The organism is Natrarchaeobius oligotrophus (genome assembly GCF_003841465.1).
In the GTDB taxonomy this organism is placed as follows: Archaea; Halobacteriota; Halobacteria; order Halobacteriales; family Natrialbaceae; genus Natrarchaeobius; species Natrarchaeobius oligotrophus.
This window is the reverse complement of record NZ_REFZ01000016.1, coordinates 53,945-78,893: the sequence shown is the minus strand read 5'-3', so window position 1 is coordinate 78,893 and position 24,949 is coordinate 53,945. Positions and strand designations below refer to the sequence as shown.

General features: G+C 65.8%; 21 protein-coding genes and 2 tRNA genes. 5 read left to right on the top strand and 18 right to left on the bottom strand.

The window, feature by feature from the left end; translation table 11 throughout:
- Nucleotides 1–146: 146 nt before the first annotated feature.
- The 3 genes from EA472_RS17825 to EA472_RS17815 form a co-directional block, all read right to left on the bottom strand.
- On the bottom strand, nucleotides 147–341 hold the full coding sequence (locus EA472_RS17825) for a hypothetical protein (RefSeq protein ID WP_124192860.1): 195 nt from the start codon (nucleotides 339–341) through the stop codon (nucleotides 147–149).
- A gap of 619 nt (nucleotides 342–960) precedes the next feature.
- Entirely contained in the window at nucleotides 961–1,263 is a 303-nt protein-coding gene (locus EA472_RS17820) for a hypothetical protein (protein ID WP_124192863.1), read from the bottom strand.
- 56 nt (nucleotides 1,264–1,319) lie between these two features.
- Entirely contained in the window at nucleotides 1,320–2,396 is a 1,077-nt protein-coding gene (locus tag EA472_RS17815) for an Mrp/NBP35 family ATP-binding protein (protein WP_124192859.1), read from the bottom strand.
- Nucleotides 2,397–2,612: 216 nt separating this feature from the next.
- Here EA472_RS17815 and EA472_RS17810 point away from each other — a divergent pair, with 216 nt between their 5' ends.
- Nucleotides 2,613–4,055, top strand: coding sequence for an FAD-binding oxidoreductase (locus EA472_RS17810; protein WP_124192858.1), 1,443 nt, complete (start codon nucleotides 2,613–2,615; stop codon nucleotides 4,053–4,055).
- A 214-nt stretch (nucleotides 4,056–4,269) separates the two neighbouring features.
- Here EA472_RS17810 and EA472_RS17805 read toward each other — a convergent pair whose 3' ends face one another.
- Nucleotides 4,270–4,593: a hypothetical protein gene (locus EA472_RS17805; protein ID WP_124192857.1), complete on the bottom strand. Its 324-nt coding sequence runs from the start codon at nucleotides 4,591–4,593 to the stop codon at nucleotides 4,270–4,272.
- Between the two features lie 179 nt (nucleotides 4,594–4,772).
- Here EA472_RS17805 and EA472_RS17800 point away from each other — a divergent pair, with 179 nt between their 5' ends.
- Nucleotides 4,773–6,890, top strand: a complete 2,118-nt coding sequence (locus tag EA472_RS17800; protein ID WP_124192862.1) for a cation:proton antiporter — start codon at nucleotides 4,773–4,775, stop codon at nucleotides 6,888–6,890.
- 532 nt (nucleotides 6,891–7,422) lie between these two features.
- Here EA472_RS17800 and EA472_RS17790 read toward each other — a convergent pair.
- From EA472_RS17790 to EA472_RS17750, 9 genes are all read right to left on the bottom strand, one after another.
- Entirely contained in the window at nucleotides 7,423–8,511 is a 1,089-nt protein-coding gene (locus EA472_RS17790; RefSeq protein ID WP_124192856.1) for a glutamate--cysteine ligase, read from the bottom strand.
- A gap of 298 nt (nucleotides 8,512–8,809) precedes the next feature.
- Nucleotides 8,810–10,039 carry a beta-alanine-activating enzyme beta-propeller domain-containing protein gene (locus tag EA472_RS17785; RefSeq protein WP_124192855.1) on the bottom strand — a complete coding sequence of 410 codons (1,230 nt, stop codon included), beginning with the start codon at nucleotides 10,037–10,039 and terminating at the stop codon, nucleotides 8,810–8,812.
- A 63-nt stretch (nucleotides 10,040–10,102) separates the two neighbouring features.
- Nucleotides 10,103–10,741, bottom strand: coding sequence for a fibrillarin-like rRNA/tRNA 2'-O-methyltransferase (locus EA472_RS17780; RefSeq protein ID WP_124192854.1), 639 nt, complete (start codon nucleotides 10,739–10,741; stop codon nucleotides 10,103–10,105).
- Nucleotides 10,734–11,615 carry an NOP5/NOP56 family protein gene (locus EA472_RS17775; protein ID WP_124192853.1) on the bottom strand — a complete coding sequence of 294 codons (882 nt, stop codon included), beginning with the start codon at nucleotides 11,613–11,615 and terminating at the stop codon, nucleotides 10,734–10,736. Before EA472_RS17775 ends, EA472_RS17780 begins: the two co-directional genes overlap by 8 nt.
- Nucleotides 11,616–11,688: 73 nt before the next feature.
- Nucleotides 11,689–14,064 (bottom strand): amino acid permease, encoded by a 2,376-nt coding sequence (locus EA472_RS17770; protein ID WP_124192852.1) that lies wholly within the window; start codon nucleotides 14,062–14,064, stop codon nucleotides 11,689–11,691.
- Between the two features lie 134 nt (nucleotides 14,065–14,198).
- Nucleotides 14,199–15,326: a DUF63 family protein gene (locus tag EA472_RS17765; protein ID WP_124192851.1), complete on the bottom strand. Its 1,128-nt coding sequence runs from the start codon at nucleotides 15,324–15,326 to the stop codon at nucleotides 14,199–14,201.
- Nucleotides 15,327–15,377: 51 nt separating this feature from the next.
- A complete protein-coding gene (locus EA472_RS17760; protein ID WP_124192850.1) occupies nucleotides 15,378–16,184 on the bottom strand; it encodes an inositol monophosphatase family protein in 807 nt (268 codons plus the stop codon).
- Between the two features lie 177 nt (nucleotides 16,185–16,361).
- Entirely contained in the window at nucleotides 16,362–16,826 is a 465-nt protein-coding gene (locus EA472_RS17755; protein WP_124192849.1) for a response regulator, read from the bottom strand.
- A gap of 409 nt (nucleotides 16,827–17,235) precedes the next feature.
- Nucleotides 17,236–17,318: transfer RNA gene (locus EA472_RS17750), tRNA-Leu, on the bottom strand.
- A 484-nt stretch (nucleotides 17,319–17,802) separates the two neighbouring features.
- Between EA472_RS17750 and EA472_RS17745 the strand changes: the two genes are divergently transcribed.
- Together EA472_RS17745 and EA472_RS22630 are read left to right on the top strand one after the other, a co-directional pair.
- Complete coding sequence (locus tag EA472_RS17745) at nucleotides 17,803–18,711, top strand: DUF5794 domain-containing protein (RefSeq protein ID WP_124192848.1); 909 nt, start codon at nucleotides 17,803–17,805, stop codon at nucleotides 18,709–18,711.
- Between the two features lie 45 nt (nucleotides 18,712–18,756).
- Nucleotides 18,757–18,931 (top strand) — tRNA-Trp (locus tag EA472_RS22630).
- Between the two features lie 515 nt (nucleotides 18,932–19,446).
- Here the strand turns inward: EA472_RS22630 and EA472_RS17740 are convergent.
- Both EA472_RS17740 and EA472_RS17735 read right to left on the bottom strand, forming a co-directional pair.
- A complete protein-coding gene (locus EA472_RS17740; protein WP_124192847.1) occupies nucleotides 19,447–19,656 on the bottom strand; it encodes a hypothetical protein in 210 nt (69 codons plus the stop codon).
- Between the two features lie 16 nt (nucleotides 19,657–19,672).
- On the bottom strand, nucleotides 19,673–19,888 hold the full coding sequence (locus tag EA472_RS17735; protein ID WP_124192846.1) for a hypothetical protein: 216 nt from the start codon (nucleotides 19,886–19,888) through the stop codon (nucleotides 19,673–19,675).
- Nucleotides 19,889–20,055: 167 nt separating this feature from the next.
- Here EA472_RS17735 and moaA point away from each other — a divergent pair, with 167 nt between their 5' ends.
- Nucleotides 20,056–21,060: a GTP 3',8-cyclase MoaA gene (gene moaA / locus EA472_RS17730; RefSeq protein ID WP_124192845.1), complete on the top strand. Its 1,005-nt coding sequence runs from the start codon at nucleotides 20,056–20,058 to the stop codon at nucleotides 21,058–21,060.
- Between the two features lie 158 nt (nucleotides 21,061–21,218).
- Here moaA and EA472_RS17725 read toward each other — a convergent pair whose 3' ends face one another.
- Genes EA472_RS17725 through EA472_RS17715 form a run of 3 tightly spaced genes read right to left on the bottom strand, consistent with a single transcriptional unit; the run spans nucleotide 21,219 to nucleotide 24,834 of the window.
- Entirely contained in the window at nucleotides 21,219–21,920 is a 702-nt protein-coding gene (locus EA472_RS17725; RefSeq protein ID WP_207891180.1) for a DUF7519 family protein, read from the bottom strand.
- Nucleotides 21,917–23,914: a DUF58 domain-containing protein gene (locus tag EA472_RS17720; RefSeq protein WP_243637893.1), complete on the bottom strand. Its 1,998-nt coding sequence runs from the start codon at nucleotides 23,912–23,914 to the stop codon at nucleotides 21,917–21,919. Before EA472_RS17720 ends, EA472_RS17725 begins: the two co-directional genes overlap by 4 nt.
- Entirely contained in the window at nucleotides 23,911–24,834 is a 924-nt protein-coding gene (locus EA472_RS17715) for a DUF4129 domain-containing protein (RefSeq protein WP_124192844.1), read from the bottom strand. The genes EA472_RS17720 and EA472_RS17715 overlap by 4 nt, the downstream gene beginning before the upstream one ends.
- Between the last annotated feature and the right edge of the window lie 115 nt (nucleotides 24,835–24,949).

The following is a 24,949-nucleotide window of genomic DNA, read 5'->3' as shown; positions in this document are numbered from 1 at the left end:
CGCATCAGTTTCCGTGCGCAGTTGCTGGCGCAACTGCTCCTCATCAACATCATCCAACTTTCCGCCCCACGTCGTCATGAGACTCTCTACGCGTCCAGAAGATATGAACTAGCCTGCTGATCCCTATCAATGGGATGATAAGAACATTATAATTTCTCAGCGATTTCCTCAGCAGTAATCAGCAGTCGGTAGAGTAAATAAATGACAATCAAACTGATGGGAACGACAAGTGCAAAAATAAGTTCATGCCATAGAAAGACAATAACAATCCCTCCAAGCAGCAAGAGTGTGATTTCGGCTAACGTTTTTTCTCGATTACTGCCGGTACGAGAGGAAGGCATATTCTGACTTAATGTGTGCTGGTTTAAACTCTTTATGGGGTAGAAATATCTGCTTTGTTGAAGGCTGCCAAATGACGATCACTCCGACGCGTGCCGAACGTTTCGCAAGACTGTAGAACGGTCACCGTCAGTCATATCAGCCCACTCCGAAGCGGAGTAACCTACGATATCGACGGCCACCGATCGACACCCTGTGCGGCTGTCGAATCAGCAATCATACGTCCGAGAATTTCTACGTCGCGTTTGCGGCGGTCTTGAATCTCGTCGATCTCGTCCACAACCTCTCCTCACGTCGGAAACGTGTCATGGTCCGTCATCAGTTGACTCGATCTCGAGTCAGTAGTTATCGTTCGTTTCGCCCAGTTTGCTGTGGGCATCATTTTTTCTCCCCTCTATGTGGTACTAACACTAGTGCTTTATTTGGCCTGTTGGCGTATTACCACGAATGACTATAGACTGGGAGCCCAGTGAAAAGTCGTCACGCACACTGACGTTCAAATGGGAATGAAATCAGGGTCAACGTCTCGGCGTCGATCTGTGTCCTGGAAGAATCGGTTGAACCAATTATACAGCTCAGTACAGTTATTTTCGTGATCGTAGGTTAACGTGTGAAAGTCTGCTACAACGCCACAGTATCGTTTTGCTCGAATCCGCCGCGCTCGTTCACCTCGAGAATGTACTTCACGGTACGGACGATCTCGGCCGGCGAGGTGTCTCCGTCCTCGTCGTAGAGGTCGCTGGTACGATATAGGACGTTCGCGAGTTGCTTGCGCTCGCTCGAGTCGCCGCGGACGTCGTCTGCGATCTCGCGGAGAAACTCGACGCGCTCGGGATTTGGCTCGAATTCGCGGTCGTCGCTTCCGTCGGAGACGACGCCGGTATCGGTTCCCGTCGGAACGTCGTTCCCACTCCCGTCGGTCATCGGTCGGTTGAGGGCTAAATCGTCGGTCTCGGGTCGGTTGTCGCTCGAGTCGTCGGTCATCGGTCGGGCGTCGGCGATCGACGATCTATCGCCTGCGAGACCCCGCGTCGGTGGACGATCCCGGTGTTGTTCGCGACGTTTTCGGTGATCGACCGGAGCGCGTCAGCAGTGTCGTCCTCGTCCTCGAGCACCGTCGGCTTCCCGCCGTCGCCGTCCTCGCGGACGGTCGGATCGAGGGGGATCGAGCCGAGAAACGGCATCTCGTGGCTGTCGGCGAACTCCTCGCCGCCGCCGGAGCCGAAGATGTCGTGGTTGCTCCCGCAGTCGGGGCAGGCGAACGTGGACATGTTCTCGACGATGCCGAGGACGACGGTCTCGTGTTTGGCGAACATCTCGAGGCCCTTTCGGGCGTCGTCGAGCGCGACGTCCTGTGGAGTCGTGACGATGACGGCTCCCGTGACGGGCATCGTCTGGAGCATCGTCAGCTGGGTGTCGCCCGTTCCCGGCGGCAGGTCGACGACGAGGTAGTCGAGGTGGCCCCACTCGACGTCCTCCGTGAGCTGGGTGATCACCTTGTGGACCATCGGACCGCGCCAGATGACGGGGTCGTCCTCCCCGGTCAGAAACGCCATGCTCATCAGCTTCACGCCGTACTTCTCCGGCGGCACGAGCGTCTCGTCTTCGGTCGCCATCGGCGGCTCGTCGGCGTCGACCATCCGCGGCACGTTCGGTCCGTAGACGTCCGCGTCGAAGAGGCCGACGCGAGCACCGAGTTGCGAGAGACCGGCCGCGAGGTTGACCGCGACCGTCGACTTGCCCACGCCGCCTTTCCCCGAGGCGACCGCGATGACGTTCTTGACGTTCGGCAACACCTGCTCCTCGCTCGAGAGCCCGTCCCGGTCGGGAATGCTCGCGGATAGCTCCGGCTCGAGCCCCTCTTCGATGAGCAGTTCGCGGATCTCGCCCGCGACGTCCGATTCGGTCGGAGAGTAGGGTGCGCCCAGCGCGAGGTCGATCGTGACCGTCTCGCCGTCGACCGCGATCTCGTTGACGAGCCCGAGCGAGACGATGTCGTCGCCCAGTTCCGGATCCTCGACCGCGCGCAGGCGTTCGAGAACGGCGTCTTCGTCCATGGTCGTAGGTGCCGCCCGGCGTCGAAAAGGGTTGTGTTCGTCGCTGGGGATCCACGTTCGTGTGCCGACGCCTTCGTGTCTCGCGACGATCCCGTTCGCCGGACGGGACGAGTGGAGGGCCGGAACCAACGCGTCAGTGACCTCGACAGTACCACGAGTTTGCGCTAGATAATAACTAACAACCATTATCGTCGTGCTCCGCGTACGTCTATTGGAATGAAAACCGGAAATACAGCCGCCCACGCCGGTGAAAAGACGCTCGAGGACATTCCGGACGAGGACCTGGAGTCGTTCGTCTCGGAACTACGCGGATCGGCGATCCTTCCCGACGACGAGGAGTACGACGGCGCTCGTCGGGTCTGGAACGGGATGATCGACCGCTATCCGGCGATCGTCGCCCGGTGCGACGGCGTCGCCGACGTCGTCACCGCGGTGAGGTTCGTCCGCGATCACGGCCTGCTCGTGGCGATTCGCGGCGGCGGACACAACGTCGCGGGTCACGCGACCTGCGACGGCGGTCTCGTGATCGACCTCTCCCCGATGAACTGGATCGACGTCGACCCGGAGGGACGCACCGCGCGCGTCGGCGGCGGCGCGACCTGGGGCAGCGTCGACCACGAGACCCAGGCGTTCGGGTTGGCGACGCCCGGCGGCGTGGTTTCCACGACCGGCGTCGCGGGGTTGACCCTCGGCGGCGGCTACGGCTACCTCCGTCGGAAACACGGGCTGACCTGCGACAACCTCCAGTCGGTCGATGTCGTCACGGCGGACGGCCGGTACCTGACCGCGAGCGAGACCGAACGTGAGGACCTGTTCTGGGCCGTCCGCGGCGGCGGCGGGAACTTCGGCGTCGTGACGGCCTTCGAGTACCGCCTTCACCCCGTCGGTCCCGAGGTTGCTACCGTCGAGACGTGGCACTCGACGGACGATGCGGCGACGATCGTCCGCGGCTGGCGCGATTTCGTGACGACGGCACCTGACGAGGTCAGCGCGGAGATGGTCCTCTGGAGCGTCCCCGACGTTCCGGACTTCCCTGAGGAGCTACGAAGACGGCCGGTCGCCATCGTCGCCGCGGTCCACTGCGGCGACTTAGCGGAGGGAGAGCGCGTTCTCGAGCCGCTCCGATCGCTCGGCGATCCGCTGTTCGACTTCAGCGGACCGACGCCGTACGTCGAACTCCAGCAGGACTTCGACCCGTTCTTCCCGGCGGAGGAGCTGCGCTACTACGCGAAATCACTCTTCCTCGACGGACTCGACGACGCGGCGATCGACGCGATCGTCGCGCGGGCGGAGTCGCGCCCGCACTACCGGGTCCTCCTCGATATCTGGCAGATGGGCGGCGCGGTGGCTCGCGTTCCCGAGGACGAGATGGCCTACAGTGGACGCCAGGAGCCGTTCTTGCTCGCTATCGACGCCACCTGGGAAGAGCCCGCGGACGACGACCGGTTGCTCGAGTGGTCCCGATCGTTCTGGGCGGAGATGCAGGAGTACTCCTCCGGCGGACTCTACCTGAACTTCCCGGGGTTCGGCGAGGAGAAAGAAGCCCTGCTCGAGCGGACCCACGGTCGGGAGAAGTACGAGCGGCTCGCCGACGTGAAGACGGCGTACGATCCGGAGAACCTGTTCCGACTCAACCAGAACGTGAAACCGCGCGCCTGAATCGCGGCAGCTCGAGTTCCGGTTCTCGTCCGGTTTTCGTTCCGGCTCTCGTCTAAGTCGATTCCAGTCCGCAGTTCGTCGAATTCGCACTCTCGATCCGAATCTGTTCCGCCCGCGGTTCGGCTCGAGTCGCTGCCCTCGGATCGTCACGAGCGGTGGCGTTCCGGTTCGTCCTCGACTCACCACCGTCCCTCGGCGAACGACCACGGCCCGCTCACGCGTTGAAGTCGAACCGCGGTCCGCCGTACGCCGGCGGGTCGGGCTCGAGTTCGACGCCTCGCTCGTATCGCACGAAGTTGAGGTAAAACGGACGACCGCAGCCTTCGACTGACTCGCCGTCGAGGGCCGTGACTGAGCCGTCCTCGCCGCAGACGAACGCGATTCCGTCGGCGTCCTCGAGGTCGTCGTCGTTCGGCTCGGCGTACGCCCAGCCGGGCTGTGCGGTCGTCGTGACCGACCTGTCCGCCAGGGTTGGCGCACGGTCGACGCTCGTGACGGCCCCACAGTGGGGACACGTGTACCGGACGGTGACGGTCATCGACGACCCTAGGCGACGGAATAAGGTAAGCGTACGGTCGACGGCGAGAGTCGTAGCCGCTCCCTACTGATTACTGGTGAGGTACATGATCTCGAACGACCGATGAGCGAGTTCGCGGCTGCGTACGCCCGAAGACGCGGATGCGTTCCGATCGGACGCGTTCGGAACCGGCGGTGACGATGGACTCGGTGCTGGGCGTCCGATGGTTCGCGGAGGGATCGACCGGCCTTCGATCGCCGCTGGCGACGGGTCCGTCGCTCGCACCGCCGTTCGACGATCCGGTGCTCGTCTTCGGACTCGCGATGTTGATCTTTCTGATCGCGCCGCTGATCCTCAAGCGATACCGGCTGCCCGGCATCGTCGGGGTCATCCTCGTCGGCGCGGCGATCGGTCCCAACGGGCTCCACCTGCTCGAGCGCGAACCGACGATTCAGCTGCTCGGGGAAGTCGGATTGATCTACCTGATGTTCGTCGCCGCGCTCGAGATCGACTTCGCCCGCTTTCTCGAGTACAGGGGTAGAAGCGTCGCGTTCGGGCTGCTCTCGTTCGTGATCCCGCAGGCGGTCGGAACGGTCGTCGGCGTCGCCGTGCTCGACCTCACGGTTCCGGCTGCGCTGTTGTTTGCCGCCATCTTCGCCTCGCACACGCTGCTCGCGTACCCGGTCGTCAACCGCCTCGGAATCGCGAAAAACGAGGCCGTGACGGTGACGATCGGAGGAACCATCTTCACCGACACGCTCGCGCTGCTCGTCCTCGCAGTCGTCATCGCCTCGGTCGGCGGGGAACTCGACGCAGCGTTCTGGTTGACGCTCTCGGTCGGGTTGACGGCGTTTTTCGTCGGCGTCTGGCTGCTCGTCCCCCGTCTCGGTCGGTGGTTCTTCCGGCGACAGGCCGAGGAGAGCTACTTCGAGTTCCTGTTCGTGATGGTCGTGCTGTTTGCCTGTGCATTCCTCGCGACGGTCGTCGGCGTCGAACACATCATCGGCGCGTTTCTCGCCGGCCTCGCGCTCAACCCGCTGATCCCCGACAGCGGCCCGCTGATGAACAGAATCGAGTTCGTCGGAAACGCGCTGTTCATCCCGTTTTTCCTGCTGTCGGTCGGGATGCTCGTCGACGCGCGAGTTCTCCTCGAAGGACCCGAGACGTACGTCGTCGCCGTCTCGCTGGTAACGATGGTGATCGTGACGAAGTACGCGGCGGCGTGGGTGACCGGCCGACTGTACGGCTACGATCGCTCGGAGGTGCTCGGAATGTTCGGACTCTCGGTCGGACAGGCCGCCGCTGCGCTTGCGATCGTTCAGATCGGATTCGACGCGGGGGTTCCCGGGTTCGACCAGCACGTGCTCAACGGCGTCGTCCTGATGATCCTCGCGGTCAGCCTGTTCAGCCCCGCGCTCGTCGAACGAGCCGGTACGGCGCTGGCGCGCGCTCGCGAGCGAGAGGCGTACGATCCGAGTGCGACGCCCCAACGGGTTCTCGTTCCGGTATCGAAACGTTCACAGCACGCGACCTCGCTGCTCGATCTGGCGTTTTCGATCCGCGAGAAGCGTTCCACCGAGTCGATCTATGCCGTTTCCGTCGTCCGACCCAGCGGAACCGTCCGGACGGAGGCGGACGTCGCGGAGGCGGAGTCGATGCTCGAGGAACTGAAGTCGTACGCCTCGAGCGCCGAATTTCCCTTCGAGGGACACACCCGGGTCAGCCACAACGTCGCCGGGGGAATCGTTCGCTCGGCCGTCGAGACCCGGACCACGACGATGATCATCGGCTGGGACGGTGCCGAGGCGCGGACGCAGTCGACGTTCGGCCACGTCATCGATCAGGTGCTGCGTCGGACGACACAGCTCGCGCTCGTCGGCCGGATTCGCGAACCCCTCGAGACGACGCGGCGGATCCTCCTCGCCGTGCCGCCGGAAAGCGAACACAACGAAGGGTTCTCCGAGGCTGTCCACGCCGTGAAACTGATCGCGGCTGACACCGGCTCGCAGATTCGGGCCCTCGTCGTCGACGGCCGCGACGAGCGCGTCGACCGACCGATCGATCGGATCGAACCCGAGGTATCGACCGAGTTCGAACCGGTCGACGGCTGGGACGGGCTCCGCGAGACGCTTCGCAGGGAGGTTCGCCCGGACGACCTCGTCGTCTGTCTGAGCTCCCGGCGAACCGACGTCGGCTGGCATCCCGAACTGCGAACGCTGCCGACGGACGTCTCGCGGATCACCGACGGCAACTTCGTCGTCGTCTACCCCGCGACCGGCGAGCGAGCGGACGACCGGAAGTTCCTCCGGTTCGATTGAGTTCGAATTTCCCGGGGCAACGACTGTGCTTCGACTATCCGATAGCCGGTTCGTCCCGGCGAGACCAGCGTTCCTCCTTTTGATCGTCCCGCGGTGAGGTTCGGGTATACCGACCTCGTGGCGGTGTTGATCGGTGCCCCCTCGCGGTGCAGCTACCGATCGCGCTGCTCGTCCACCTCGACGTCGGACGACTCGGCCTCGAGAGCCCGGAGCGATACGAACTCGGCACCCTCGTGCCGACGGGTGGACCAGTTGTGGCGGCGTGGTACCTCTCCCGGCGGCGCGAGCTCCCGAGGCGGGGCGACGATCGGCGTCGACCGATCTCCGACGATACCAACGTGCTTTGGCACCAGCGATATTACCGTTGGCTCCGTACGAACAAACAGGCAGGGCACCACATCATCACCTGCGCCATACACGCACGGATCCCCTGCCGAATCCCCCCATCTACCGTTTCTGTACCGAGTAGTCGCGGCCGTCCGATCGAACGCGACGCTCCCCGTCGGTCCGGAGCTCGATAGCCGATCGTTTCTCACTCGCACTCGAGAAACAGCGATTCACAGAGCGCGTCGGGTCCGTTCTCTTCGAGCAGCCGCCGCTGATTCCGTGCGCCGCTTTCGCGTTCGTAGACGCGCCTGATCCCGTCGACGTTCAGGCGCTCGCATTCGCGGTCGACGAGCTCGCCGAGGTCGACGGTTCCCTCGAGGTCGCGGTCGATAAAGGCGGCGTCGTGGCCGTGTCGGATCGCCCGCCACTTGTTCTCGTCCAGGAGTTCTCGGCGGTGTTCGCGGGCCATCCCCGACGCGCCGTCGTCGTACGATTCGGCCAGCGCCTCGACGAGCGCGTGGGCGTACTCGACGAACGCCATCACGACGTCGGGATCGGCCTGCCCGTCCGGCGTCCGGAGTTCGACCGTGCCGTGGGCCGTGTGCGGGCGCACGTCGTACCAGAGCTCGCCGCGGTCGCGGATCGAGTCGGTCTCGAGCATCCGGCGTTCGAACCGATCGAACGCCTCGTAGTCCTCGAAGTAGGTCGGCATGCCGGTGTTCGGCAGCGCCTCGAAGATCTTCGCCCGCGCCGACTGCAGTCCGGTGTCGAACCCGTTCCAGTACGGCGAGTTCGCCGAGAGCGCGAGCATGATCGGGACGTACCAGCGCAGTTCGTTCGCGATCCAGACCGCCTTGTCGGCGTCGTCGACGCCGACGTGGACGTGGACCCCTGCGGTCGTGTTCCGGTGCTGAGGGTACTGAATGCGATCGAGTTGTGACCGGTAGCGAGGCTTCTCGGCGTGCTCGAGCTCCCGCCACTTCGCCAGCGGGTGGAGTCCGGCGGCGGCGATCCGGTAGCCGTGGGCTTCGGCGTGTTCACACAGCGCCGACCGGATCTCGAGCAGCGCGTCCCTGGCGTCGTCGGGGGAGTCGATCAGCGGCGTCTGGGTCTCGATGACGAATTTGAACAGCTCGTGGTCGAGGCGATCCTCGAGGATCGCCGGCGGCTCGCGTTCGTAGACGAGTTCGTCGGTTCCGCTCGTCGGGCGGCCGGCGTCGTCGACGACGAAACACTCCTCTTCGATCCCCAGCGTCCCCATACGCGTGAACGATTCCGACGACCCGCGTTCCATCGTCTCGGGGTTTCGGCTGCGACAGTAAATACCGTTTGGACTCGGCAGCGCGCGAGCGCAGCCGAGCGACGGCGACGACGATCGGACGGACGAATTTCGTCTTCGCGCGCGACGGCAGTATCGCCAGCTGAACGACCGCCCCCCCCTCGAAAGCGACGACGTCCGTCGCTCGTGGGGCGACGCTCGTCCGGGCAGCTGTCACCCGTCAACTGTCGGGTCGGACGGCCCGTTGCCCCGATGTATCGGTGCAACCACCGGACGACTCGGTTGCACCGGAAACGGCGTCCAGCAGTCCGTATCAGGACTCCTCGAGCGCGTAGAGCCTGTCGTCCTGGCTGCCGACGTAGACGACGCCGTCGACGACGGCCGGCGAACTCGGTACGCCGCCGTCGGTCGAGAACCGCCAGCGGGTTTCGCCGTCGACGGCCGAGAGGGCGTACACGTAGCTGTCCTCGTTGCCGACGTAAATCGTGTCTCCGACCGCCGCGGGACTGCTTCTGATCTGCTGAAAGCCGCTGGCCGCCCAGTAGTACGTCGCCGGGTCGCCGGGATCGTCTTCGCCGTCCTCGGTCGGTTCGTCGGCTTCCGTCGCCTCTGCCGAAAGGGCGTACATCCGGTTGTCGAAGCTGCCGACGTAGACGACGTCCTCGATCACGGCCGGGCTCGCGGTAACCGACCCCTCCGTTAAAAACGTCCACCGGACGTCGCCCGACTCGGCGTCGACCGAGTAGACCCGGTCGTCGTTGCTGCCGACGTAGACGACGCCGTCCGCGACGGTCGGCCGACTCTGGATCCAGTCGTCCGTCTCGACGGCCCAACGGCCGTCGCCCGACTCGCGATCGATCGCGTACAGCGATCCATCTCCGCTCCCGGCGAACACGCCGTCGTCGGTTACCGCGGGCGAGCGCTGGACGGGGCCGTCGGTTTCGAAGCGCCACAGGTCGTCCCCACCGTCGGTCGACAGCGCGTAGACGGTGCCGTCGTTGCTGCCGACGTAGACGACGCCGTCGTCGACGACCGGGCTTCCCGCGACCTTGTCCCCGGTCTCGAACTCCCACACCGTCTCGCCGTCGTCGGCTGCCAGCGCGTAGACGGTGCCGTCCTGGCTTCCGACGTAAACGACGCCGTCGTCGACCGCGGGACTGCTCGAGACCGAGTCGCCGGTCGAGTGTCGCCACGTCTCCTCACCGTCGTCGGCTGCCAGCGCGTAGACGGTGCCGTCGTTGCTGCCGACGTAGACGGTGTCGTCGACGACGGCGGGGCTGCTGTAGACGGTTCCACCGGTCGAAAACGTCCACTTCGCTTCCACGTCGTCCGTCGGCCCTTGGCCGGGAGCTCGACCGGTGTTCGCCGAATCGAACTGGAACGTCGACCAGTCCTCGCCGGCCTCCGGGTCGCCCGGCTCGACGTCGACGTCGACGCCGTCCGGTCCGCCCTCGTCCGAGTCGCCGAGACAACCGGCCAGACCGACGATGCAGGCCGCCGCGGCTCCGCGAAGGAATCCGCGCCGATCACGTACACGTCTCATTTCAGATAGCGTATCATCGGAATTAGAGCCATATAGGCTTCCCGCAACGCGCCGAGCGGTCGGTCACCGCGGCCGGGCGACGATCGCCTCGTGATCGACGTGGTAGCCGTCGAGACGACGACACTCGAGGAGGTCGTACCCGTCGGCGAGTTCGTGCCTGACGTCCTCGAAGACCGCGGCGGGATCGCGCGCGACGTTCTCGCTTCGGGCCTTGACCGCGAGCAGCAGGCGGCCGTCGTCGGCGAGAAACCGGCGGTTCTCCAGAGCGACGCGAGCCTGGCCGCGCGTCGCGACGTCCTGTACGACGACGTCGACGTCCGATTCCACGACGTGCGCGTACGTCTCCGGCTTTCGGGCGTCCGCGAGCAGGGGAAAGAGCCGCGGTCGCGAATCGGCGGCTTCGAGCAGGTCCCTGGCCGGCCGGGCAGCGAACTCGACGGCGTAGGTCGGGCCGGCGAAGTCGGCGACGTGGCTGACGGTCGTTCCGCTGGCGGCGCCGAGGTAAAGTACCGTCTCGCCGCCGGCGAGTCCGGTCTCCATCCCGAGTTCGAGCATCGCGCCGAGTTTCGATCGACGCGGGTTCCAGGCTCGCCAGTCGCCGTCGGTCGGCTCGCCGTACACGGCCTCGCCGCGGGTCGCGAGGCGCTCGGTCCCGTCGAACGACCGCCGTTCGACGCCGTCGGGGAGCGCCGGCTCACTCATCGCTACCACCGTCGGCGTCCGGTTTGCCGTCTGTGCGGGCCCTGATCGTCCGGATACGGCCGTCGAGCTCGTCCTCGAGTTCGGGCTTTAGGTCCCCGCTGTAGTGGTCGATCCGGGCGGCGATGGCGAGTTTACCCGCCAGCGCCCGGGCGGCCGAGCCGCGTTCGTCCGGGTGCGTTCCCCGCACTGCATCGTGGACGTAGATGATCCCGTGTTTCGGCGACGGCGCGTGTCCACGCAGATGCGCGAACAGCGCGTCCTCCGCGCCCAGGACCTGGATCGTCCCGCTGGGCTTCTTCGCGAGGTTCTCGAGACCGCCGGCCAGCGAGATCAGTCGCGCCCCGAGGACGGGGCCCGCGAGCGCGGCGAGGTTCGGCGCGACGGTCGGCGTCCGTCGCTCGACGAACTCCCGTAGCTCGTCGGCCTCGTCCGCCAGCGACGCCGTCCGCTCGGCCAGCGAGACGATCCGTCGATCGTCGGCCTCGAGCGACCGCCCGCCGCTCGAGAGCGATCGGGCGTACTCGATTCCGGTTCCCGCCTCGGAGTCGACGGTTCCCGCCCACTCGGCGAGTCGCTCCGCGAGCTCGTTTGCGGTGCGTTCGCAGTCGTCCATCGCCCGAACGGCGTGAACGAGCTGGCGGTCGTCCGCGCGCTCGGCCTCGGAGACGGCCGCCTTCGTGGCTCGCGCCGTCGTCTCTTTCAGCAGATCGTAGTACTCCCGCTCGTCGTCGGCGAAGCCGGACTCGACGGCGAGCGCCGGCCAGTCGCGAGGGTGGGAACGTTCACCCTCGCGAATTGCCGACGCGCCCGCCTCGAGGTCGTCCGGATCGACGCCGGCGAACCATCCCCCGGCTATCGGGGCGTCGTCGCTCATACGTTTCCCTACCGACCGGACTCGTATATGCGTTCCCGAACGCGGAGCGACGCGACCGAACCCAAATCCGAATTCAGCGTCCGAATAGTCGATCGCGCAGCGACCGCGAAGTCGGCCGCTCGGCGAGGAGAACCGAACAGTCGACCTCGTTGACGACGTCGTAGGCGAGCGATCCGCGGAGGAGCCTCGAGAGGAGGCCGCGCTCGGTCGCGCCGATGACGATCAACGAGTGATCGTCCGCTGCCGTCACGATCGCCTCCTCGACGTCCCCCGAGGCGTCGATTCGAATCTCGGCGTCCTCGAGGTTCCGTTCCGACGCCCAGTCGGTCAGGAATGCCTCGCCGTCGGCCCGCTGGGTTTCGTCGTCGACGACGTGTAACAGCGTGATCTTCGCGTCGGTTTGTGCGCGCAGATCGCGGGCGACCTCGGCGCTGAGCTCGGAGTCCGGGCCGCCGGCCGTCGGCACGAGCACGCGATCGAGCTCGAGGCCGCGATCGTTGAGGACGAGGAAGTCACACGGGAGATCGTGAGTGAGTTCGTCGAGCGGTCGTTCCGCGCGTCCGGCGGTCCACGGACGACCCGGGCCCCAGCCCATGACGACCGTATCGGCGTTCTCGCGTCTGGCGACGTCGAACACTTCTTCGAACGAGCGGTGGGAGACGACGGTTCGAACGTCGACCGGTACGTCGAGCGTCTCCGTGCTCTCGCGAACCCGGTTCATCAGCGTCCGGGACTCCTCGTCGATCCGTCGGAGGTGTTCGGAGCCCTCCTCGAGCGGCGTCTGGTCTGGGACCTCGACGATGTGGACGGCCTGGACGCGGCCGTCGTTGGCTTTCGCGAGGACGCTCGCGAGCGAGAGGAGTTCGGACTCGGTCCGGGGGTTCGAGACGGGAACGACGACCGTGTGCTCGTCGCTGGTCGGCTGCACCGCGCTCGCGGCGGTGACCGCGGCGTCGGGCATTTCGGCCGAGCGGTCCAGGATGTACGAGCCGAGCAGCCCCTGAAGATCGGTCTCGGTTCGGGCGTACCAGAAGTACCACGCGATCGCGAAGACGACGAACGCCGCGCTGATCAGGACCGCAGTCTCGTCCATGAAGTAGATCAATCCCAGCGAGAGGACGAAACCGAGAATCGGCGTGAGAGGATAGAACGGCACCTCGAAGTCCGGATCGTACTCCGGCGGGTTCGTCTCCCGGAAGACGACCAGCGACGCGTTGATCAGCGCGTAGACGACGAGGTGCAACACGCTCGCCGCGCTCGCCAGGATCTCGACCGTCTCGCCAAGTCCGACGATGAAGATGACGATCATGAGGCCGGTGACGGCGATCGATCGGTACGGCGTCGCGAATCGCGGGTGAATCTCGTTGAGCTTCGCCGTGACGATCTTGTCCCGGCCCATCGCGAAGTTGATCCGCGCCGACGCGAGGATCGAGGCGTTGGCGCTCGAGGCCGTCGCCAGTAGCGCTCCGAGCGTGATCGACGTCACGCCGATTCCGAGAATCGGTATCTCGAAACCGACGATCGCGAACTGGTAGTCGAAGACGATCTCCGCGGCGTAGGACATCGGCGCGTTCTCGACTTCCTCGAGGAAGAACTCGTCGTGTGGGATCAGCCCCATCAGCAGGCCGACGAGGATCGTGTAGATGACCATCACGATACCGACGCTGCCGATGATGGCGATCGGGAGGTTTCGGCCGGGATTTTTGAGCTCTTCGCCGATCGTCGCGATCTTCGCGTAGCCGAGATAGGAGACGAAGACGAGCGCCGCACCGGGGAGGATCGCGGCCGTTCCCTCGGGTGCGAGGCTCCCGTCTGCGGTTACGGTCGCCCAATCGAACGAGAAGAAGCCGACGATGGCGAAGATCGTGAGGATACCGAGCAGCAGTGTGACGATGGCGGTCTGGATGCCGCCGGTCTCTTTCGCGCCGATGTAGTTGACGCCGACGAAGATCACGCCAGCGACGATCGCCCCAATCTGGATCTCGTTGAGCGTGAGCGCGACTTCCACACTTCCGAGCGCGACCGTTCCGAGATCGACTTCCGGAAGCAAGGCGACAGAACCGAGGACGGGAATCGAGATCGTCGTTCCGTCGAGCATGTCGGCGAGGTAACCGCCGAAACCGATGCAGTAAAACGCGCTAGCAAAGGCGAGACCGATCCAGTCACCCATCCCCGAGATCGAACCGAACAGTGGGCCGAGCGCGCGATTGATGTAGTAGTAGGCCCCCCCGGCTTTCGGCATCGCCGTCCCGAGTTCGCTCACCGAGAACGCGTTCACCATGGCGATCATGCCGCCGATGATAAACGAGAGGACGACCGCCGGCCCGGCTTCCTGGGCGGCGATCCCCGGAAGGACGAAGATGCCCGCGCCGATCATCGTGCCGATACCGATCGCAAGCGCGGAGATTAACCCCAGGTCCTTGGCAAGTTCCTCTTCGGTTTCAGTCATAACTCCCCCACATTAGTGACGAAAGCGAAGATAGATTGGCTGTCATTTTCGTATTTGCAGTCGATTTCTCAGTACAGTAACTCACGACGGACACTCCCCTTAAACTATTTGTTACCGGAACGGCGAACCCGCGCTCAGACGCCGAACGTCGCCCGCAACATGTCTCGAGTGCCGGGACCCAGCCCCACGGCGACGACGGTGATCATCAACAAGATGGCGTAGCGCGGACTCTCCTCGAACACCGTCTCGTCGAAGATCCAGATGACGACGACGGCGGCGACGAGTTTCACGATCAGGAACGGCCAGGCGGCCCCGGTGACGTCGACGACGCTCGCGGGGAGCATCGAGCCGGTGACGTTGACGATCGCCTCGTTGACCGGGTGCTTCGGGACGAGATTGCTGCCGTGGCCGAACGCGACCGCCCAGTCGAGACCGATGACGTTCGCCACGCCGTCGACGGCGTGGGCCCAGATGACGACCAATCCCATGTACCGAGTGCCGCGGTTGATGCTGGGCGCGAACCGTTCGATCGCCAGCCAGGTGAGTCCCGTCGCGACCGTCGCCCCGACGAGCGTGGTCAGCAACAACAGCGGATAGAACGTCGCGTACGGCTCCGTCGCGGCGACGAACCCGAGGTAACCGACGGTCGCTGCGAGCAGGCCCGTTCCGATTCCGGCGAGGGGGTACTCGTAGCCCGAGACGCGCCCGCTTCGCTCGAGCCACACCGAGACGATGACCGCAGCGAGCGTGATCAGAAAGACCGTGAAGTAGATCAGCGGGCTGATGAGAAAGCCCGACCACGGCAGTTCGATGGCGAGTTCGCCGGTGTCGCGGAAGGCGGCCACGTTCGCGTCCTCGACGACCCGAAGCGCTCCGCCGAAGAGCATGAACGGAAACAGCGCGTAGAAGCCGGCGCGATACCGGTCGATGTTCAGCCGGCGGACGAGCAACACGATCCCGACCAGAAACAGGATCAGCGTCGGGACGTAGCCGGCGTACGATACGAACGTGTACCCGGGCGACGCGGTCGGTCCGGCGTCGGCACCCGCTTCGTGACACGGGAGCTGTTCGCCGCCGGCCCATGCGACGCAGTTCCACCCGTGTGCGTCCGCGACGACCGGGCCCCAGTAGTACTGCCAGATGAGATCGACGTACACCCGCTGGGGGAACGTGACCGCGGCGAGCGTCACCAGAACCGCGAGCACGGCGACGACCCCGGCCCACACTCGAGCCGGGCCGTACCGCTCGATGGACTCGTACATACCCGATATCCGTCGTGGACGTCGCTTACCGTTTCCGGTTTTCGCTCCCGATCACTCGCCGTCGATCGCCCGTGCCGCCTCGAGCAGTTCGTCGTGAATTTCGCCGTTCGAGGCGATCAGCCCCCGGCTGTCGTGTCGCCACCGGTCCCCTTCGAGGTCGGTCACGACGCCGCCCGCCTCGCGAATCAGACCGACGCCGGCGACGGAATCCCACGGATGCGCCCGCAGATTCGTGACGACGCCCTCGAGAGCACCCGACGCGACCAGCCCCAGTTCGTACTGGGCACAACCGTATCGACGCAGATCTCCGAAGCGACGGACCACTACGCTCGTCGCCGTCGCGAACTGATCGCGCCGATCGAAGTCCCACCAGAGCGTCGGGCAAACCGTCGCCGTCCGGGGATCAGCCCGCTCGCTCACCGAGAGCCGATCGCCGTTACGGAACGCGCCGTCCGGCCCCAGTCGGTAGACGTCTCCCAGCGCCGGACAGACGATCGCCGCGCCGATTGGCTCGCCGTCGACGACCGCCGCGACCGCCGTTGCGAACGTCCGACAGCCGTCGACGTAGTTGCTCGTCCCGTCGATCGGGTCGACGATCCACGCCGGTCCGTCCTCGGGAACGCGTTTGAGCGCGTCGTCCTCTTCGCCCACGATCGGCTCGTCCGGAAACGCCCCGCTGACGTAGTCGATGACCGCATCCTGTGCGTCCCGATCCGCCTGCGTGACGACGTCGGTCTTTCCCGACTTCGTCTCGATCTCGAGCGTCGTGCGAAACGAGTCTTCGGCCACCGCCGCACCCGCCTTCGCCGCCTCCGCCGCGACGGCCGATCGACGTCGATCCGATCCGTGGTCGCTCATTGCGCTCTCTCCGGCGTCCGCGGTGAAAAGCGATCGGAATGTCGGCCGCACGGTCGGGAACACCGACGAACGCGGTTCGAACGCCAAACCAACCGACCAGGGATCGCCGCGGGGCGAACGCAGCCGAACCGGAGACGACGAACGCGAACTCTCGGGCCGAGACCGTCGCTCGTTCGTTCACTCGCCGTCCTCGCTTCTGACGATCGCGAACCAGAACTCCTCGACGTTCCGGACGAACTCGATGAACTCCTCGGTTTCGACCGGTTTCTGAAGGTACTCGTCGGCGTCGAAGTCGTGGGATTTGACGATCTCTTTGCCGGTCTCCGAACTCGTGAGCACGATTACGGGGATCTCGCTGAGTGCGGGTTCGTTTTTCAGCTCCGAGAGAATCTCCATCCCACTCGAGCCGGGAAGCTGTGGCTCGAGCAACACGAGGTCCGGACGGGGCGCGTCCGTGAACTCGCCCCACTGGTGGACGAAATCCAGCGCCTGCTCGCCGTCGGGAACGGCGTGAACGGCGTTCATGAGCTTCGCGTCGCGAAACTTCTCCGTGAAGAGACGAGTGTCACCGGGGTTGGGTTCGACGAGCAAAATGTCGATCGCCTCCCCCATCCCTTCGTTGCCCACGTCGTCTGTCGCCATACGAGCACATGAGCGTCCACGAATAAAACGCCACCCCTCCTCGAGTCGTCGACGACGAGAGTGCCCCGGAGAACGGTCCGCGCGCCGAATGCGTCTCGCTCGTTCTCGAGGCCGGTGGCTACGCCACTCTCTTCGAGCTATCTGCCGGAGAAGCTTTGCGAGGGAAGATCCCGCGTAGGACCTTCTGCATCTTGCGATGCGAGGGGAGGGAATCGAACCCACGAACCTCGGGAAGACGATCGTGCTCACTTCGTTCGCACGCTACGACTTCCCTGCCTTCGCTCGCTACCGCTCGCGAAGATCCTCCGAGAGCGGATCTCGAGCTTGCCGCTCGCACAACCGCTGGTACCGTATCTGCCGTAAAGCTTTGCGAGGGAAGATCCCGCGTAGGACCTTCTGCATCTTGCGATGCGAGGGGAGGGAATCGAACCCACGAACTCCTACGAGAGCGGATCTTGAGTCCGCCGCCGTTGGCCGCTTGGCTACCCTCGCACGCAGCCGGATGTACGCCGGTGTCGTTTGAATACCCTGCGATTTTCGCGCCGGCCGGCCCCGGCTCGAGGCGCCCGGTCGTTTTGGGGACGATCCTCGAGTCACCGGCGGATGCTGTTTCCTCGAAATCGCCGCCAGCGACCGGTGTGGCGCAGGGTTTCAGCCCCTCCGCTACAGATGCGTACATCGCCACCCGCTTCTGGACAGTATTGTTACTCGACTAACGAATCGTGGAATCGGTTCTCACACAACGTTTATTGAGAATCCCGGCCTCCGTTCCAGTATGCACGCTGTGAGTATCAGCGACTCCCGAATCGGTGGTCGGACGAACGCGAACTCCGCCTCCAGTTTTAACTTCGGGAAAACGACATTTATGCTCACAGCGCGAGGCCGCAACTGGACGAACTGGTGGCTTTCTCACCGGGGAGGATATCGTCCGTCACACCACCCGCCGGCCTCGGGTCACGGCCATCGTCCGTGAGTAATGAGCACCTCTGAACACCCGGTCGCCCTTCGCCTCGAGCGACTCGTCGGCGGTGACGCGAAGCTGCTGGCGCTGGTAATGATGCTGCCGCTCATCGATGGCGTCTTCCCGGCGTTGATCCTGGCGGGCGCACTCGACGATCCGCTGAGCGCGATCCAGATCGGCCTCCTCATCTTCGGTGGCAGCGCCACCGTCGCGGTGATTCTCGCGGACATGAGCGGCACGCCGCGCGAACAGGCGACGATCGTGTTACTGGTCGGCATCCCGCTCATCGCGCTCGCGTTCCTCCAGGCTGCGCTGGCACCCGCCATCGGAAGCGTCGTCGACGATGCGATCATCGAACGGTTCGCAGCGCTCGTGATCCTCGCCATCGCGGCCAAAACGGCCAGTGCGACCATCGGCGACTACCTCCCGAATCCCGCAGTCATCATCGGATTGGGACTGCTCGCGAGTCTCGATCTCAACGGCGCGTCGTTCGTCGTGATGGACGACCCCGCGCTGATGGCAAACGCGACTCTCGCCGCGGTCGTCGGCGTCGCATTCGCGCTGGCGGTCGCCCTCACCGGCCCGTACCTGCGGGAGTACATGGACCTCGACCGATTCCGGTTCGGCAGCGCCGTCGCGCTCGGCCTGCTGCCGCTATCCCTGCTCGGGTTCGCCTTCGGTCAGGCCCCGCTGGCCGCGCTCGTGGTCGCCGCGCTGTTCGCCCTCGATCTGACCGTCGACCGTGACGACGACTCCGACGCCGAGGACGACGACGGTGGCTTCCTTCCGGCCGTCGGAACGGGACCGCTGGCCGACAGTGGACTTCCGGGAACCGGCTCGGACTCGGACGAGACGGAGGCCGACGACGAACGATATCCAGCCGACGACTCGACCGAAACCGACGGGAGAGCCCCGTGGCTGTAACCGAATCGAAACCACTTTAGGCACCATCGCCCAACTGATTCTCGAGGGGTCGTGGCCAAGCCAGGCATGGCGACTGACTCCAGAGGCACCGCGCCCGGGACGACACTCCAGACTGATATACTGATCGGACACCTGATCAGTGTCCGTGTGATGACCCTCTGGAGTTCCGAGGCGCACCGGAGATATCAGTCGATCGGGGGTTCAAATCCCTCCGACCCCATTCTGAACTTTATTGTTTCTTAAGAGTACAGAGAATTCCCCTCTGTACAGAATCTGGAGCGGAGCTTTCGTTGTTTTCGCTCGTTTTTCACCCAGATCCACTAACTTCTGACATTGGTCTGTTCTCCGGAAACTCAAATCTCGGATATCCGATTCGTAATAAAAGTTACCGAGCCGCTTCGCTCGACCGCTCGAGGTGCCATCGCGTGCCGGTGTTCGTTCATCACCCCGACGTCTCTGCGGTCACTCGCGATACCGAGCCGTTCCAGTATCCGCGTCGCGTTCGGTCGCATCGTGATCCCCGATCCGACCATCCGAAACTCCGTCGCCCGCTCGGAGAATTTCGTCCGTATCCCGTTGTGCTCGAGTGCCACAGCCAGCGTGAGCCTCCCCATTCCCGCCCGATACCGTTCCCTTCTCTCCCATCGACCGAAAAAAAGGGTTAGATGCACAGATATTCGTTTTCGATGGCGAGGATGATGGTCGCCGGAGTGAATCTCGAAGGCCGGCGACGTCTCACCCCGGATCGTCCGCAAGCGCCTCGAGAGCCGCGAGGATTCTGGCGAGTAGATAGAGGTGCACAGCGAGCGCCACTCCGAGGAGGACGCCGGCGGCGACGCGAAGCGATAGCCCCATCGCGAGCAGCGGGACCATCGCGACGGCAACCAGTACGAAGAGGACGACCAGGGGAACGAACGGGCCGGTTTCGGTCCGTGGTGTGCTCATGTATCGGCCTCGAGGCTCACGAGTGGGCTCGCTGGTACCGAACAATCCACATCGAAAGCGGCATGCTGGCGGCGATCAGTCCGTACACGCCGCCGAGTATCGGGTCGACGTCGAACGACGGGGCCAAGAGGTAGCCCGCGACGAACCCGATCGGATCGAGAATCAGCGCGAGGATCAGTATCTGCCGTTCGAAGGGTTTCGACCGGAGCCAGTGGGACGGGGAACCAACCATGGTCTCTGCTCGAGAGAACAGGTTCGAAACCCAATACGTCTTTTGATCAACGGCGATGGTCCCGTATCGATCGGAGTTGGTTCGCCCGTCCGATCCGAAACCAAAATAGGTTACGAACGATCGAAATATCCGGCGAGTTTAAGCGGATCCGTCTGCAACGGGGTGATATGCTCACCGACGAGTTCGGGCGCGAGGTAACCGGCGTTCGCGTCTCGCTCACCGATCGGTGCAACTTCGACTGCATCTACTGTCACAATGAGGGACTCGGGGACACGCGCGGTCCGATGGACCCACAGGACGACGAGATGGAAACCGACGACGTCGTGCGCTTTCTCGAGGTTGCGGCCGAGTTCGACGTCGACGCGGTCAAGTTCACCGGCGGCGAGCCGATGCTGCGACAGGATCTCGAGGAGATCGTCGACCGAACGCCCGACCAGATGGAGGTCTCGCTGACGACGAACGGAACGTTTCTCCCCGGGCGCGCCGAGGCGCTCGTGGACGCCGGCCTGGATCGCGTCAACGTCTCCCAGGACGCTCTCGATCCGGAGGACTTCGCCGCCGTCACGAAAAGCGGCGCGTACGAGAAGGTGCTCGAGGGCGTCGACGCGGCGCTCGAGGCGGGGCTCGACCCCGTAAAGCTCAACATGGTCGTCTTCGAGCACACGGCAGGCTACGTTCCGGAGATGGTCGACCACGTGGCCGAAAACGAGGGACTGCAGCTGCAACTGATCGAGTACATGCCCGAGCTGACGGGAAAACCGGAGTGGAACATCGAGATCGAGCGCGTCCACGACTGGCTCGCAGAGCGGGCGCTCGAGATCGAACATCGGGAGATGCACGACCGTCGGCGGTACTGGGTCGCGGCCGACGGCTCGGACGCCCGCTCGCGGGACGAACCGGGCGTCGGGATGGTCGAGATCGTCGATCCGGTCGAGAACCCGACGTTCTGTGCCAACTGTCACCGCGTCCGCGTCACCCACGAGGGGTATCTCAAGGGCTGTCTCAACCGCAACGACGACCTCCGCCCGATGGGCGAGATGACGAAATCCGAAATCCGCGAGGCGTTCCGCGAAACCGTCGCGAACCGCGTTCCCTACTACGGCGAGTACATGATCAAAAACGCCGACGGCGAGTGGGAACTCAACGAGAAGTACCTCGACGCTCCCGCCTGAACGCGTTCTCGAGCCGATCACATTCGACGCGGCCACGTTCGACTCGTCTTCTCGCGTCGTAGCAGGTCGGCGTCCCTCCCATCGCGTTCTCGTCTCTTCGTCCGTCAGTTCTCTCTCGAACACGTCCCGTCCGACGCAGTCGATCCGCACGTCCGCGACTACGGCCGCGTTCCGAGCGCCAGCGTCGCGAACGTGGCCGCGAGCAACAACAGGACGACCGCGCCGACCGGCTGGCCGCCGGCGGCGACGGCGTACGTTCCGAACCCGACCGTCACCGTCGCGAGACCGACCAGCGCGCTCGAGACCGCGTGGACCACCTCGAGTCGGCGCGTGTCCGCCTCGCGGCCGAGCTGTTCGCCCAGATCGATCGCGCTCCCTCCGAGGTCCCAGGCCACGACGACGGCGACGGTCGCGAGCAGCGTCGGCTCGATGGCGGCACCCTCGAGGCCGGCGACGACGACCCCGGCGAAGGTGGCGAGCGAGCCGTAATCGACGAGGCGGCGGCGACCGACGGGCCGGCCGCCGAACAGTCCGACCGCGACCAGCCCGACGCCGGCGACCGCGAGCAGTCCGCCGGTCGCGGACGTCGCGACGACGGCGGCCGTCGCGATCACGATCGCGCCGATCGAGACGCCGCCCGCGATCTTCGTCGGTCGTCGGGTGAGCTCGACCCCGTCGGTTCGGCGTTTTTCGGCGGTCTCGAGATCCGTCCCGTCGGTCGATGCCCCGTCGGTCGATGCCCCGTCGGTCGACGAGTCGGTAGCGGACTCGGTTCCCGATCGTTCGGTTCCCGGCTGCTCGTCCCCCGACTGGAATCGGCGGCTGGTACCGGCCGGGGCGGGTGGACTCGAGTCGCTCATCGACCACCCCCGTCGATCGCCGCGAGGCGGCGGGCGAAGACCTCGTCGATCGAGTCGTCGGTCCCCCAGTCGACGACCGGAATTCCGGCGCGCTGGAGATCGAACCGTCGAACCCGCCTGGCGACGCGCGCGAGCTGCTGGCTCGTCGTGCGCTCGGCGGTCGGGTCCGGGCTGACGACCGTCACCGCGTGCCCGCGGGAGGCGAGCCGGCGGGCGACGACGACGCTCCCCCTGTCGCACAGCGGGGTGAGCAGGACGACCTGCGTCTCCGCGGGTAACCGCCGGCGGAGCGTTCGCAGCTGGGTGATCCAGCGAGCCTCCTCGAGCGGGGGCGTCGAGGAAAACTGCGGGTGGGACGCGAGCGCCTCGCGCAGGCGGACGCGGTGGCGACTCCCCGACGCGGGCGGAATCCAGCAGACGTCCTCGCCGGCGTCGCCGGGCCGTTCCGTCGGGCCGAGCGCCGCCAGCCCGACGGTGTCGCCCGACTCGAGCAGCGTCGCGGCGATCCGGGCGGCGGCGTCGGTCGCGCGGTCGACGGCGTGGACCGCGCCGGTCGACGGCGCGAGGTACGACGCCTTCCGGGCGTCGACGAGCACGACGACGCGCGCGGCTCGCTCCTGGTGGAACTCGATCGTCGAGAGCTCGCCGGTTCGAGCGCGGCGCTTCCAGTCGATGCGGTTGAGCGGGTCGTTTCGGCGATATTCGCGGACCGAGTGGAACTCGGTGCCCGCACCGCCGGCCGACGTCGTGAGGCGGCCGGCGAACGTCGTCGTGGCCGCCCGTAGCGGCACGCCGGCGGCGATCGGACGCAGACGGGGCTCGCAGACCACAGTCGTCGGAGCGCCGACGTGGAAGGCACCCTCGGCCGACCGGGAGAGATCTCGCGTCAGGACGAGCGCCGGATCGAACTCGTGGGTGCCCGGTGCGGCCGTGACGCTGTACTCGAGGGTGACCCGCTCGCCGGGTCGAAGCGCGGTGCCCAGCCGCGGAGAGCCGTCGGTGACCGAAAGCGCCGCGGGTACGCCGTCGACGAACCGGAGGTCGAACAGCGGCCGATCGCCCGCGTTCGTGATCGCGAGGGTGACGTCGATTTCGTCGCCCGGTTCGGGCTCGTCGTCGCTCAGCGTTCGGTCGATCTCGAGCGTCGGCCGCGGCGACGAGCCGGTGCGGGCGAAGCCGGCGTAGCCGATCCCGACGACGCCGGCGAGCACCACTGCGGGCAGTTCCGCGACGGCCCCGACGCCGATCGCCGCCAGCGCGACGACGCCGATTCCGGCCCAGTGGCCGGTCGCACTGACGGGAAACGACGACACCTCGCCCTCGGGGAGGCGTTCGTCCGTGGTTCTGACGTCGACGTCGTCGTCCGCGCTCGAGCGCCGGTGGCGGAGGGTGACGGTGTCCGGAACGGTTCGGTCGTTCAGTCCGACGTAGCCGATCTCGGCGATCGCGGCCGCCGTCCGGCGGATACCGCGACGAAACCGATCGTCTCTCCGGAACCGATCGGCGAGGCGGTCGCGGATCGATCGTGACGGGAACTCGACGTCCTCCGAGAGGAACGCGGCGGCGATCGGATCGTCCGTCCAGGAGCCGTCGCCGACTGCGGCCCGTGCGTCGTCCTCCGAAAGCCCCTCGAACCGAGTGAGGACGGCGACGGCGGCGGTTCTGAGCCCGTCGACCGTGCGTCGACTGACGAACGAGCCACGCGCCGTCGTCGCGGTGAACGCTTCGACGGCGTCGGTGAGGTGTTCACCCGGAACCGGGGTCGGGTGGTGGCGCTCGGAATCCGGCGTGGACGTACACTCCCGGGCGTCGCGGCGACGGCCGAGACTGGCCGCCGCGCCAACGAGCGCGACGGCGCCGACGAGAGCGACGACCGCCCGGGTCATCGTCACCGTCCCGGTTCCGGCGAGGATCGCGATCGCGCCGGCGAACGAGCCGACCGCGACGACGACGTGGAAGGGTCTGACCCCGGGGCCGAGGTCGCGTTCGCTCACGGCGTCTCACCGTCCGTCCGATCGTCAGCGTCGGCGTACTCGGCTTCGATCCGTCGCAGGACGGTGACCGCCCGGCGCTCTCGCTCGTCGGTCGTCTCCCGATCGCCGTATCGGACCGACTCGAACAGCGACGTGAGTTCGTCGACGTCCTCGCGTGCCAGCCCCGTCTCGACGGCCGCGGCCGCGAACTCGCCGGGCGTACTCGAGTCGGGGCGATCCACCTCGAGCGGGCGCGTCATCTCGAGCCAGGCGCGATACACCTCGTTGTCGACGTCGTCGCTCGACTCGATTCGCTCGGCTGCGCGACCGGCGGCCGCACCGACCTCGGCGCGACTCCCCTCGGCCGCGTCCGCCGGTTCGACGCCGTCGTCCTCGCGGGGAGCCGTCCGATCGTTCCGGTCTGACCAGGCGATCGCGCCGGCGAAGATCGCGGTGAGGACCGCGAGCAACACGACCAGCGGCCCGACCGAGAAGGGCTGGCGCCGCTGATCGTCTCCGTCGCCCGGCTGCCCGCCGAGGCTCTCGTTCGGCTCCTCCATCGGCTGCGGCGAGGGGACCGACTCCCACAGGTTCGACCGTAGCAGCGCGTAGACGATCGCGGCCAGCAGGAGCGAAACGGCCAGAACGACCGCGATCGTCTTGACCAGCTCGCGTCGGTGTGCGATAAAGTACCAGGCCGCGACGGCCGCGAGCAGGATCACCAGGGCGAAGAGCAGGTACTCGACGACCGCCGGCACCTCGAGTGCCGTCTCGGCGGGCTCCTCCTGGGGAATCCCGATCGGCGACCCCGTCTCCTCGCCGCCGTGGCCGTCGCTCCCGGCGGGTTCGATCGTGGAGGTGATCGTCGCCGCGGCCATCGCGACCGCCGCGATTCCGACGAGCGCGATCGCGATCCGGACCGCGGCCCGGGACCGAGACATCTACGACGCGTTAGTTGGTCGATCGATAATACACTGTCGCCGTCCAGTCGTGATCGCCGGCCGTACGAAGGGGCGGATCGACGGCTGCGGTCTCCGATCGAGCGCCGACCGGCGG

Bases quoted from the DNA above. Each gene is read 5' to 3' on its own strand.
- EA472_RS17825 (WP_124192860.1), bottom strand. From the start codon at position 341: ATGCCTTCCTCTCGTACCGGCAGTAATCGAGAAAAAACGTTAGCCGAA.
- EA472_RS17760 (WP_124192850.1), bottom strand. From the start codon at position 16,184: ATGAGCGACCACGGATCGGATCGACGTCGATCGGCCGTCGCGGCGGAG.
- EA472_RS17715 (WP_124192844.1), bottom strand. From the start codon at position 24,834: ATGTCTCGGTCCCGGGCCGCGGTCCGGATCGCGATCGCGCTCGTCGGA.
- EA472_RS17725 (WP_207891180.1), bottom strand. From the start codon at position 21,920: ATGAGCGACTCGAGTCCACCCGCCCCGGCCGGTACCAGCCGCCGATTC.
- EA472_RS17810 (WP_124192858.1), top strand. From the start codon at position 2,613: ATGAAAACCGGAAATACAGCCGCCCACGCCGGTGAAAAGACGCTCGAG.
- EA472_RS17745 (WP_124192848.1), top strand. From the start codon at position 17,803: ATGAGCACCTCTGAACACCCGGTCGCCCTTCGCCTCGAGCGACTCGTC.
- EA472_RS17820 (WP_124192863.1), bottom strand. From the start codon at position 1,263: ATGACCGACGGGAGTGGGAACGACGTTCCGACGGGAACCGATACCGGC.
- EA472_RS17815 (WP_124192859.1), bottom strand. From the start codon at position 2,396: ATGGACGAAGACGCCGTTCTCGAACGCCTGCGCGCGGTCGAGGATCCG.
- EA472_RS17780 (WP_124192854.1), bottom strand. From the start codon at position 10,741: ATGAGTGAGCCGGCGCTCCCCGACGGCGTCGAACGGCGGTCGTTCGAC.
- EA472_RS17755 (WP_124192849.1), bottom strand. From the start codon at position 16,826: ATGGCGACAGACGACGTGGGCAACGAAGGGATGGGGGAGGCGATCGAC.
- EA472_RS17735 (WP_124192846.1), bottom strand. From the start codon at position 19,888: ATGGTTGGTTCCCCGTCCCACTGGCTCCGGTCGAAACCCTTCGAACGG.
- EA472_RS17740 (WP_124192847.1), bottom strand. From the start codon at position 19,656: ATGAGCACACCACGGACCGAAACCGGCCCGTTCGTTCCCCTGGTCGTC.
- EA472_RS17790 (WP_124192856.1), bottom strand. From the start codon at position 8,511: ATGGAACGCGGGTCGTCGGAATCGTTCACGCGTATGGGGACGCTGGGG.
- moaA (WP_124192845.1), top strand. From the start codon at position 20,056: ATGCTCACCGACGAGTTCGGGCGCGAGGTAACCGGCGTTCGCGTCTCG.
- EA472_RS17770 (WP_124192852.1), bottom strand. From the start codon at position 14,064: ATGACTGAAACCGAAGAGGAACTTGCCAAGGACCTGGGGTTAATCTCC.
- EA472_RS17765 (WP_124192851.1), bottom strand. From the start codon at position 15,326: ATGTACGAGTCCATCGAGCGGTACGGCCCGGCTCGAGTGTGGGCCGGG.
- EA472_RS17785 (WP_124192855.1), bottom strand. From the start codon at position 10,039: ATGAGACGTGTACGTGATCGGCGCGGATTCCTTCGCGGAGCCGCGGCG.
- EA472_RS17800 (WP_124192862.1), top strand. From the start codon at position 4,773: ATGGACTCGGTGCTGGGCGTCCGATGGTTCGCGGAGGGATCGACCGGC.
- EA472_RS17775 (WP_124192853.1), bottom strand. From the start codon at position 11,615: ATGAGCGACGACGCCCCGATAGCCGGGGGATGGTTCGCCGGCGTCGAT.
- EA472_RS17805 (WP_124192857.1), bottom strand. From the start codon at position 4,593: ATGACCGTCACCGTCCGGTACACGTGTCCCCACTGTGGGGCCGTCACG.